At 62.2% G+C, this 11,435-nt stretch carries 8 protein-coding genes; 2 read left to right on the plus strand and 6 right to left on the minus strand.

The genetic code is table 11. From position 1 onward, the window contains the following. Nucleotides 1-99: 99 nt before the first annotated feature. The 3 genes from CLU92_RS13785 to imuA all read right to left on the minus strand — a co-directional run bounded on the left by CLU92_RS13785 (nucleotide 100) and on the right by imuA (nucleotide 4,144). Nucleotides 100-1,827, minus strand: a complete 1,728-nt coding sequence (locus tag CLU92_RS13785) for a S41 family peptidase (RefSeq protein WP_180338516.1) — start codon at nucleotides 1,825-1,827, stop codon at nucleotides 100-102. 189 nt (nucleotides 1,828-2,016) lie between these two features. Further along, the gene (locus CLU92_RS13790) at nucleotides 2,017-3,504 is read right to left on the minus strand and encodes a DNA polymerase Y family protein (RefSeq protein ID WP_101482337.1); all 1,488 of its coding nucleotides are present in this window, start codon (nucleotides 3,502-3,504) and stop codon (nucleotides 2,017-2,019) included. Beyond that, nucleotides 3,434-4,144, minus strand: coding sequence for a translesion DNA synthesis-associated protein ImuA (imuA, locus tag CLU92_RS13795; RefSeq protein WP_101482338.1), 711 nt, complete (start codon nucleotides 4,142-4,144; stop codon nucleotides 3,434-3,436). The genes CLU92_RS13790 and imuA overlap by 71 nt, the downstream gene beginning before the upstream one ends. Before the next feature lie 217 nt (nucleotides 4,145-4,361). Here imuA and CLU92_RS13800 point away from each other — a divergent pair, with 217 nt between their 5' ends. Further along, nucleotides 4,362-5,627 carry a putative Na+/H+ antiporter gene (locus tag CLU92_RS13800; RefSeq protein ID WP_101482339.1) on the plus strand — a complete coding sequence of 422 codons (1,266 nt, stop codon included), beginning with the start codon at nucleotides 4,362-4,364 and terminating at the stop codon, nucleotides 5,625-5,627. 64 nt (nucleotides 5,628-5,691) lie between these two features. On the opposite strand, the gene CLU92_RS13805 is transcribed toward CLU92_RS13800, so the two are convergent. The 3 genes from CLU92_RS13805 to CLU92_RS13815 form a co-directional block, all read right to left on the minus strand. Next, nucleotides 5,692-7,725, minus strand: a complete 2,034-nt coding sequence (locus CLU92_RS13805; protein ID WP_101482340.1) for a GNAT family N-acetyltransferase — start codon at nucleotides 7,723-7,725, stop codon at nucleotides 5,692-5,694. Between the two features lie 83 nt (nucleotides 7,726-7,808). Further along, complete coding sequence (locus CLU92_RS13810; protein ID WP_101482341.1) at nucleotides 7,809-9,023, minus strand: MFS transporter; 1,215 nt, start codon at nucleotides 9,021-9,023, stop codon at nucleotides 7,809-7,811. Nucleotides 9,024-9,328: 305 nt separating this feature from the next. Then, entirely contained in the window at nucleotides 9,329-10,537 is a 1,209-nt protein-coding gene (locus CLU92_RS13815; RefSeq protein WP_101482342.1) for a PHB depolymerase family esterase, read from the minus strand. Between the two features lie 397 nt (nucleotides 10,538-10,934). Here CLU92_RS13815 and CLU92_RS13820 point away from each other — a divergent pair, with 397 nt between their 5' ends. Continuing rightward, a complete protein-coding gene (locus CLU92_RS13820) occupies nucleotides 10,935-11,396 on the plus strand; it encodes a PRC-barrel domain-containing protein (protein ID WP_101482343.1) in 462 nt (153 codons plus the stop codon). Nucleotides 11,397-11,435: the final 39 nt, after the last annotated feature.

The raw sequence follows: 11,435 nt of genomic DNA on the forward strand, positions 1-11,435 counted from the left end.
TGTTTGGCCAGCACGTCCTGCCACCAGCAAGACCATGGGCTAACTGCGTGTAAGCGTGGATAGCGCCACTGGGCGGCCCGGACATCGCCACGATTGGCATCACTGCTTGCGCTGGTTCAGCAGGCTCACCGCCTTGTTCAGCACAACATCCTCGCCTGCGGCCAGACTTTCTCTGGTGGCACGCACCTCGACATCGGGAAAAATACCGATACCCACGAATTCCCGCCCATCGGGATAGGTATCGCGCTTCGCGCAAATCCGCCCATGGCCGCCGCCCGGCAAATACACCAAGATGGGCTGGCCCGTACTGCCTCCGGTCGCCTCGCCTATCTTTAATCCTCTCTGCAATGTATCGAAGGAAACAAGAAAATCTTCCGCCGCCGAAAACGTTGCTGCGCCTGTCAGCACAGCCACCGGACCGTCAAAAACACGCTTCCGCGAATAATGCGCTTCACTGCCCTTTCCTCCGATGACTTTCCATACGATATCTGCACCGTCACTCCGGGAATAACCATTGTCACTCCGAACGTAACTCTTCGAAAACGGGATCGGCTGCCGGGTCAGATAACTGAGAATATCTGCACCAAACTGTGTGGAACCTCCACCATTTTTCCGGATATCGAGGACGAGCGCCTTGGCCTGCAGGATGTCAGGGAAAACCTTTTCCAATTTTCTGACGCCTTCATCACTCTCGAAATGGTCGAGGGAGAGATAGGCTATTCGCCCGGGCAATATCTTGAATATAAATGCTTCTTTCTTTTCAATATCGGCATACCCCGACCTGGCGATGACTTCACTACGCTCCAGCCCGGACATATTGCGCAAGCCAAGCGTGATCGGCCTGTCCGCATCGCCCGCCAGGAGCTGATAACCATACGTGCGCAATTGACGATCCTGCTCCGTTGAACTGCTTACCAAGGGCAAAATGTATTGTTTCGCATAGTCCTGAACCGGCATGCCATCGATGCTGAGCACTTCATCGCCAACTGCAAGCCTGGCCTTCAGCGCAGGACTAGAAATTGCCTCTATGACTACTTTGTTGTCCAGCATGGCCGTGCGCAACGGTGGCCGGGCATACAATTTCTTGCTGAGTTCTGGCGGCGCATAAATATTCGTGTGGCCATCCCGGAGCAAGGGCGCCAGTTGCGACAGCACTCGGTAATATTCTTCCGTCGTTCCGGCTGCGATCACCTTGCCCAGGTATTCCAGGTAGACCTTATTCCAGTCGAGCTCCGGCACGTTGTCGAAATAGACGAAACTTTCCCTGACCTGGTGCCAAAATTGCGAAAGCCCCGCCACCCGCTCCTCGACGCTCAAGGTGGCGGCGTAGGGATACGCCGCCTCGGATGGCCATAGCTGCCTGGGGATAGCGGCAACGGACAGTATCTTTTGCACGCGTGGATCATCTGCCATCTTTGCCAGGCCGGGCCTGTCTTTCATCACTTTCAGCAGTATCGGCGTCCAGCTTATGTCGTTGATTTCCTGCAAGGTCTTGACCGCCTTGTCTTGCTGCTTCAGTTTGCCATACGTTTCGGCCAGGTCCAGCCTCAGATTAAATCCGCAAAATTTCAGATAAATATCACCAGCCGCCAGATCACGGATCTCCGGCCTGTCAAGATACACGAGGATGGTTTCCAGCGCCTGCGCATATTTTTTCAGCGCCGCCTGGTCATCCCTGGCATTGACAATGATGTTGAAAGCGGCTTTCCGCAGAAACTGTACGTGCTCGTAGCTTGCCATGGCAGTATGCGGAGGCGGCTGATGAGCGGCATGCGCCGGATTCCGACACAACATGAGTCCCAATACCAGCAGCAATAGCAGTTTCATATTTCCCCAAAGATATCGTACCGCGCCCTGGCCAGACATCCTGCATCCATCACACAAGATGCAGGCAGGCGGTCTGGCCATAAACAGGAGAAGCATCTTACAGGAGCAGGTCATGTCAATTATCTCCGTTTGTCACGGGACGCCGAGCGCAAAACAGGCAAGCATGGCGCGCAGGAACGGCTGCCCCACTCAGCCAAACAAGCCATGCAAAAACCAGCGCGGCGCGGCCTCTTCACCGCTGCCGGCGATGCGTTCGCGGTAGACCCAGTAATGGGCGTGGTCGAGGCCTTCGGCGATGAAATAATCGCGCGCCTGCGACTGGCCCCACCAGCCCGCCTCGATGCGCTCGGCGACGGACACCATTTTCAGGGGCGAGCCATAGAAGGGCCGGTGTTCGCGCATCAAGAGGGCAATGGGCTGGGCCAGCAGCCAGCCGGGACGGGGCATGCCGGGCAAGCCGGGCGGCAAGTCGGGCAGCGCGCTTTTAGCACCGGGCTTGGCAGGCAGCGGCAGCCACTGGTTCGCCGCTTCGGGGCGGTAATCGGCGCGCGGCACTGCCTGCAAGACATTCTCGGCGCCCAGGCGCGCCACCAGCAATTCCATCAGGCGCTGGCGCTCCTGCGGCGTGCCGCCCGGCTCGGGAAACAGGCTCTCGCTGGGCGGCGCCATGGGCTGCACCTGCAGCACTTCCAGGGTGAGACCGATCACGGGCGCCTCCAGCACCAGCTGCGCCAGGCGCTCCTTGAGCAAACGCAACAAGTGTTCGTCACGCCAGACGGCGACACCCAAAGCCAGCTCGATGACGGTGGGCGGGCGCGCCACCCTGCCCCGCTCGTGCGCCAGCAGCAGTTGTATGCGCTCGACAGCAAATTGCCGCGCGCACAGCCAGCCCGTCATCTGCTGCAGCAGGCGGCGCGCGCCGAACAGCAGCGCGTCCGCGTGCTCCACGCGGTCGAACAATTCCAGGCTCGCGCGGAACGTGGGCGGCGCTTCGATCCACAGGTACAGTTCCGTGCTGTGGCCATGCGCGTCGTCGAGCATGTCCAGCAAGGTCCTGCCGCAGCGGCGCTGCAAGCCGGGCCGCGGCAAGTGGCGCAGCTGCCCCAGGTTACGGCAGCCGATGCCCTCCAGCCAGTCCAGGTAGGGGCGCGCGGGCGGCAGCAGGGCGCACGGCAGGCGGTCGAGGCGGCGCACGAGACTGGCCATGCTTAATGTCCGGCCCCGGCGCGTACCGGCGCGCGCCAGCAGCCAGGCGCCCCGCGCCGTGGGGGCACACGACAGCTGGGCCGTGTAGCCGAGCGCGCGCAAGCTGGCCGCGATTTGCCGGCACAGGGCGCGCACACCGCCAAACAGGCGCAGGCTGGCGCCCGCGTCGACCAGCAGGGTGGCTTCTTCGCCCTGCGCCACCAGCGGCGAGTATTGCAGCAGCGCCAGCGCCACCGCTTGCAAGGCTTGCGCTTCCAGTTCGTGCGAGCGTTCATGCAGGCGTGCCTGCGGCGCCAGCATCAGCGCGCCCGCGCGGCGCATGCCCGGCCGGATGCCAGCCGCCTGCGCCAGCGGCGACAGTACCATCACTTGCTCCTGCTCCAGCACCACGCTCAGGAGGTCAGCCGACCAGCGCGGGCAAAACACTTCGAGCGGAAGCAGGGGCAGGCACAGGCCGATCCAGAGTCGCATGACGCAGCAGTAAAGAAGGAGGTTGCAGGGGCAGGAACAGGGGCGCGTCGCGCTGCGGTCCCCGGCGCTTGATGAAGCCGATCTCGATGCCGCCGGCGGCCGGGCGCACGGACAGGCGCAGCGGCGCCGGCGACGCATCCTGCGCGCCGTGCAAGGGGCGCAGCATGCAAAACAGGGTGTTACCGCCTTGCGCGGCCAGGTGCAAGCGGCGCAGGCTGTCGGCGCGCACGTGCGACTGCCAGAACAGCAAGGCGCCGCAACTGCCGCTGCGCAAGATGTTTTCCGCCGCCCACAAAGCATCCTTGCTGCTGGCGCTCTTTAGCCACAGCAGCTGCGACGACACCAGTCCCTGCGCGGCCAGGGCCAGCGCCTGCGGCGGATGGGGCGGCTGCAGCAGCACGATGGGCAAGCCCGGCAGCTGCGCCAGCGCGGGCGCCAGCAGGCGCAATTCGCCGCTGCCCGGCTGCTGCACCAGCAGATCGATGAGGCTGCCGCTGGGCCAACCGCCGCCTGGCAGCTGCGCGGACAGGGCGGCAAAGCCCGTCTCCAGGCAGCGCGTGGCGCCCTGGCCCAGCTGCGATGCACGCCATAAAGAAGGGTGCAAGGCTTCCGGCGAGGCCATCAATTCGGAATGTTGCATAATTAGATATGAAGATGAATACTGTATGTATATACAGTACTATCCGGCCCTCCTTTTGGCAAGGCTTATCTGCTTATTCTCTGTGCATCGCCGCTGCCCGGGCCGCTCCGCCATGTCCGAAAAACCCCGTTTCCGGCATCGATTGCTGTACCATAAGCACTCTCCTTACCGCCTGGCAAAGTACCAGTCGGCTCCCTCCGTCCATAAGGAAACGCATTTGACCACCATCCAAATCATCAGCGCCATCGTCTTCGGCCTTGCTCTCATCCACACCTTCGCCGCCAAATCGTTTGAAACCCTGGCGCAGCGCCACCCCCGTCATGCAGGCATGCTGCACTTGCTGGGCGAAGTGGAAGTCGTGTTCGGCTTCTGGGCCTTCATTTTGATCATCATCATGGCCTTTGTCTCGGGCGGCGAGGCGGCCATCGAGTATGCCGAATCGCGCCAGTACACGGAACCGCTGTTCGTCTTTGTCGTCATGGTGGTAGCCGCCTCGCGCCCCGTGCTCGACGCCGTGCAGCGCCTGTTGAAAAGCGTGGCGCGCGTCATGCCGCTGCGTACGGAACTGGCCCTCGTCTGGCTGGGACTGGCGCTCGTGCCCCTGACGGGCTCGATGATCACGGAACCGGCCGCCATGACCCTGGCTGCGCTGATGCTGGCGCCACAAATCTTCCGTCCGGGCATACCCGAATGGCTGAAATACGGCGCGCTGGGCGTGCTGTTCGTCAACGTGTCCATCGGCGGCACCCTGACTTCATACGCGGCACCGCCCGTGCTGATGGTGGCCACTACGTGGAACTGGGACAGCGCCTTCATGGCCAGCCATTTCGGCTGGAAAGCGGCCATCGCCGTGCTGATCAATGCCACGGGCGTGAGCATCCTGCTGCGCAAATATCTGCACAGCAACACGTCCGACATCAAGCCGAAAGCGGGTGACGTGGAAGCGCCGAAAGTGCCGCTGACCGTCAGCCTGGTGCACCTGGCCGTGCTGGCCGGCGTGGTAGCCCTGGCGCACCATCCCGTGCTGTTCTTCGGCCTGTTCCTGTTCTTCCTTGGCTTCGTGCAGGCGTATGAGCGCTATCAAAGCCCGCTGATCCTGAAAGAAGGTTTGCTGGTCGGCTTCTTCCTCGGCGGCCTGGTGGTACTGGGCGGCATGCAGCAATGGTGGCTGCAGCCCATCGTCTCCAGCCTGAAGCCGCTGGCCCTGTTCTTCGGCGCCCTGGGCTTGACGGCCATTACCGACAATGCGGCCCTCACTTACCTCGGTTCGCTGATCGTCGGCATGACGGACGAAGCGAAATACATGCTGGTGGCCGGCGCCGTGGCCGGTGGCGGCCTGACCGTCATCGCCAACGCGCCGAATCCGGCCGGCGTGGCCCTGCTGCGCCGCGGCTTCAAGGATGAGTCGATCGGCGCCGTCGGCCTGCTGGCCGGTGCCCTGCTGCCGACGGCCGTGGCCGCCCTGGCCTTCCTGGCCCTGTAAGCATGCACTGGGGCGGCTGCCGGCCGCCCCAGCTCCTCTCGGTTTCCCTCCTCAATTTCCCTCCTCAGTTGCCTTCGTACACCAGGAAGTGCAGGCGGTCATAGAACAGGCTGTAGGCATAGTCGAACGTGCCAACGCTGCGAAAACCCTTGTGCAGATACACTTGCAAGGCGTCGCTCTTTTCCCACACCGTCAGGGTGATGCGCGCACAGCCCTTGCGGCTGGCCAGGTCGCGGATTTCATGGAACATCTGCCGGAACAGGCCCTGCCCCCGGTATTTCTCGTCGATGGCCAGGCTGCTGACGAAACAGTCGTCGGCGCGCGCATGCGCGAGCACGAATGCGTCATAGGCATCGTCGAGCGCCTTCATGTCATCGCGGTAATACGAGACGGCGCCGCAAGCCTGGAATTCGGCCATCGTGGCGGCCGTGAAAAAGCCGATGAAACGGTCGTCCTCGTCATGCAGGCCGTGGATGTGCGTCAGGTAAGGGTCGATGTTCTGCCGCCGCTGCAATTCGACGAACTGCAGATTGAGCTTGTTTCCAAACGAACAGTATTCCAGGTAACTGGTGGCAAACAGCAGTTTCGCCATGCGGTTCTTCGCCTCGTCGCCCAGCAGCTCACCTGGCACCAGCCTGAGCGGCGCATGCGACAGCAAGCCCGCCTGCGCCTCGTCGCCGGACGGGGCCGCATCGCCGACGGCCGGCATGCGGCTGCCGTGGCGGCCCACGGTGGGGCGCCAGAAATTGCCGGCGGCAATATGCTGCGAACGGTGGGCCAGCAGGTAGCGGCAAAAAACGGCATTCACGCGGTCCAGTTGCGGGTCCTCCGACAGCACCGAGTAATAGTGAAAATGCTCGATGTCCGCCCGCAACTGGGCCGCATACGCCATGCGCGGCACTTCCTCGATATCGAACACATCGACGATATTGACCAGGCGCAAAGGATCGTCGAGTTGCCAGTCGATTTCGGCTAGCCGCGCCACGCAGCGCGCATACGCGCGATGTTCCTCGTCGCTCAAGGGGATGTGCATGTCGGTAATGATATCGTCCAGCAGCCGCATGCCTCGGATGCCGCCCGTCACCGCTTCCCGCGCGCCGTCATACAGCACGCAATAGCGCTGGTAAAACTCGGCATGGCTGAGCAGGGTCACACCCAGGTTCTTCTTCCATTCGGCATAGAACTGGCCAAACAGCTGCGCCTCGAATTGCGGGCAAGAACGGGGGATTTCCCCATCGATGCCCGCATAAGCAAGGTTCACATTGCGCTGGATCACACGCAGCGCGGCATCGTTCTTCTTGGCGATCAGCATGCCCGTTTCATCGAGAAACAGATTCATCCAGCTGACATGCTGGCGCGCTTCGTCCTCGCCCTCCTTGCGCTGGAAATAATCGGGCACTTCCGGCTTCATCAGGAAAATCGTCGCCGGCTTATGCGGGATCGTATCGACATCCATATACATGCCGCCGTATTCGCACATGATGAGGATGCGGAAATAATCGGACAAGGTGGCGAAGTAGCGCTGCGCATGCAGGGTATCGAGGATATCGAAGCGGGCAGGAGCAAAGTCCAGCGCCAGCGCGCGCAGCGAGTTGATATGCAGGGTCGTGCCGCCGATGGCGTAGCGGCCTATCGTGTAGCGCCCTGCGCCACCCGTGGGGCTGAAGCGCTCGTCATGGCGCAATTGTTGCGCATCCCAGGCCCACAGGATGGAGACATATGGCGCACCGCCGTTGTGCCGCACCTCTTCCAGCGCCGCGCCCCACTGCTGGATCGCTTCACAGGCGACGGCCGGCAAGGGGCCGCCCATCCAGATGCGGTGCAGGTAGCGCTCGTCGTCGCCCAGTGCGCGCGTGGGGATACAGCTCAGCGAGGAACAGCTTGCCGCATTGAAATACGTAAAATTGCCGGCGACAAAGCTGCGCAGGGCGGCGATGCCTGCCTGGTGCTCCGCTGCCAGTTGTTTCAGGTCGCTGCCGGCTGGCCGAATATCGGCCAGGGTGATGTAATCGAGTTTCAGCCGGTGAATGCGAAACTCGTATTCCAAGTTGAAAATCTTTGCTTGATCGTGTTTTGAGGCCAGGTCATCTATTTTCATGGGCGCACCATTTTCCGCTGGAGGGTGTCAATAAACGTCGCAGGAGGTAACTCAAGGTCGGGAACATGCGCATCGTTGCGCCATCAGTGCCGGGCCAGCCGCACCTCGCTTTCCGGGCGCCCCGCCATGCCGCGCGTAAACAACAGCAGGCAGCCGGCGATGACCACGATGACGGGGATATTGAGCAGCGCATACGTTTCCAGCGCATAGCCGAAGCGCTGGCACAGCACGTTGTACAGCTGCAGCCAGGCGGACAAATAAATGCAGTACAGCAAGCTCATGGCAGCCGTCGTCAGTGTCATCGATTCCTTGCTGGCAGTGATCGCGCTACGGATCAGGGCGCCATTGAACAGGCCGAAGCCGATGGAATAGACAAACATGCAGGCCGCAAACACGTCGACGTGATGGCGGCCCACGCCCGCGCCCAGCATGCCGGCGGCCGCGATCAGTCCGCCCAGGCGCAGCAGATGCCCGAGCGGGAAATCCTGGCGCAGGCGCTGGATGGCGATGCTACTGAAGACAAAGCCGGACAAAATCACGCATTGCAGGGCGATATACGTGGCGTAGGAGGCGCCCATCTCCTGCAGCACGAAGATGGGCGAAAAGCCGATCCAGGCCGTCAGGGGCACGGTGGCCAGCCCGGCCGTGAACATGCCGAACATGAAGCGCCCGTTGGTGAAAATGGCGACATAGCTGCGCACGATGGCGCGGCCATCCAGGCGCGGCTGTGCCGGCGCCGTGCGCGGCATGGTCTTGAACAGGCCCAGCAAGGACAGCAAGGCCAGCAGGCCGGAGAGGAAAAACACATAGCGCCAGTCCAGCCGGCTGATGATGGCGCTGCCGAGGATGGGGCCGGCCAGGGGGGCGAGGATGGTGGTGCTCGACAGAATACTGCTGAGCTTGACGGCCGCCATGTCATCGAACAGTTCGTGGATCATGGCATAGCCGACGAAGATGAAGCAGCAGCCCATGCCCTGAATGAAACGCGCGACGAGAAATTGCTCGATCGAGGTGGCAAACGGCACGGCAAGCGTGGCCAGCAGGAACAAGGCATTGCCGCTCAGCACCAGCTTGCGCTTGCCGATGGTGTCGGCCAGCGGGCCCAGGAAAATCTGCAGCGAACTGCCGCCCAGCAGGTACAGACTCAGGGACAGCGGAACGAACGTCTTCTCCGCCTGGAACTCGTCGACGATGCCCAGCATCGCCGGCATGATCATGTCGTTCGACAGATAAATATTCAGTTCAAAGACGAGGAAAAACGCAAAAAACCACAGCAATTGCCTGGACTTGATGGACATGGCGCATTCCGTAACGTGGGTGGCTGCCGTCAGTGCGCATCGGCCGTCGGGGCATGGGACGGCGAACACAGCTTCACACTGAAAACATGTACCAATTGTATACCAGTTAGTATTTTTAGCGCCTTTTTTTGTGAATTTTAAATACCGCAGCAATACCACTCGGACAAAATCCATGGTACTGCGGCAAAGGCATCTGTGCGGAAAAGGCGCGGCCAGCGTGCCGGCACGCTGGCGCGGCCCTGCGGGGGCGTGGAAGAACGATGCATACCAGTGCCTGGCGCCGTTGCGGCGTTCGGCAGGCTGGCTTACAGTCGGCGGTGGCTGGAGAAGAAATCGAGCAGCATCTTGCTGGCGTCGGGCTTGGCCTTGTCATTGAACGGCAGGCTGGCGTCGCCACCGCTCCACGCGTGTTCAAGGTGCTCGACCTGCGCCACGCGCAGCAGCACATCCTTGCCCACCTGATAATCGTGCAGGGCATATGCATGGGCCGGGTTGCGCCCGCCCGCCGCGCCGCCGGGCAGGCGCTGCGCCGTCACCAGCGTATCGGCTGGCAGGCGGTTGACGCGCACGCTCTGGCGCACCAGTTGGGTCTGGTTGATCGGCCGCACCACCTTGTCAGCCTGCCCTTGCAGCAGGATGGTGGGCAGGCGGGGAAACGCGGGGTGGCGTGCCAGCACTTCATCGATGGCCGCGTCGGCACGGGCGGCAGCGCCATGCTGCATCACCTGCAGCGCACCGATCAGACTATGCCCTGCGCCAAACACGGGCCCGGAATGCAGGCCCAGCGCGGCAAACAGATGGGGATGGTTCAGGGCCACGATATGGGCCATGCCGGCGCCGGCGGAGATGCCGCAGATATAGATGCGCGTGCGGTCGATGGCATAGCGGGCCGCCACCTGCTCGATGGCGCCGACGATCAGGCGTACGTCGCCGCCCCCCTCCTGCGTCAGCTTGTCATACCACTTCCAGCAGCGGCGTGCATGCGAACGCAACGATTGCTGCGGATACAGCACGGCATAGCCCTTGCGTTCAGCCAGGCGGTTCATGCGTGTGCCTTCGGCAAACTGCGTGGCGCTCTGCTCGCAGCCGTGCAGCATCACCAGCAGCGGCCGGCCCCGGGTGCGCATGGCGGCGCTCGGCGCCTTCTCGGGCAGGTACAGGAAATACGGCAGGCGCCGGCCCGGCAACGGCGCATAGTGGGCGGCCAGCCACTTGCCCGGCGGGGGCGCCGTTCGCTTGCGCACGCGCGGGGGCGACAGGGGCGTGGCGAAGGGCGCCAGCGCGGCTGGCGCATCGCTGGCGGACCTGGCACGCGCCTTGGCGACGGTTTTCACCACCGCCTTGGCGCCGGCCTTGTGCACGACCTTGTGCACGACCTTGTTCACTGCCTTGCGAGGCTTGGGCTTGGCCGGCACGGGTCCGAACAGTACCTTGGCCAGCTTGGTCGCCGTGCGCTGCTGCGCCTTACCGGCACGCAATAGCCCGCGCAGCCATTTGGTGGCGGGCTTCACCATGGAAAATCTCGCGCATGTGGTCGTGGAGCGTACCGCAAGTTCATCCCTCTGCATCGTTGCATCGTCAGCATGTGCGGCCTCCTCCTTAGAACGCATAGGGTACCGCAGTTGGCGGACAACACCGTACGTTTGCGCACCGATAAAAGTGCCGCTAAGTAATCCTCAGGAAATTATTGTGAATTTATGACAAACAGAACCGGATGCTATGCAAGGCGCCCATTGCGACGCAGTGCGAGCACTGCTAGCAGTGGGCAACGCCGCAGAGCGCCGGTTATGGAAGTCAGAAATCATAATAATTTATTGGGGGTTACTTAACACCATTGAGGCAGATCAAGCGCGACCTTGTACGCATGCGTAATCTGGGGACTCGATCAGCCCTTCACGAGGAGAGAACACCATGAGCTATCTGGACCGCGACATCCTGGGCATGTACCGCGACCACGACGGCCCTGGGCCGGACCTGATGGGGGTCGACACCCTGATCGGCGACGATGTCTACAATTACGGCGACGAGGAACTGGGCAACATCAAGGAAATCATGCTCGACATGCGCACCGGCCAGATCACCTATGCCGTGCTGTCCTTCAGCGGCATTCCGGGCATGGGCGACAAGCTGTTTGCCGTGCCCTGGGAACGCCTGATGCTGGACCCCGTCAACAAGCGCTTCCTGCTGAATGTGGAAAAAAACCGGCTGAAAGATGCGCCCGGTTTCGACAAGAACAACTGGCCCGACATGAGCAGCGATGCGTGGAACCAGCAGATGGAAGCGTTCTATGGCGGCGGCGCCATGGCAGCGGGCCGCATGCAGTCTGGCAGCGACCTGGGCTCACGTTCCTCGCTCAGCGATGATGAGAGGTAGAACCTGGGTCGGGTAGGTCGGATTAGCGGCGTAGCTGCG

The organism is Janthinobacterium sp. 61 (assembly GCF_002846335.1).
GTDB lineage: Bacteria > Pseudomonadota > Gammaproteobacteria > Burkholderiales > Burkholderiaceae_D > Janthinobacterium.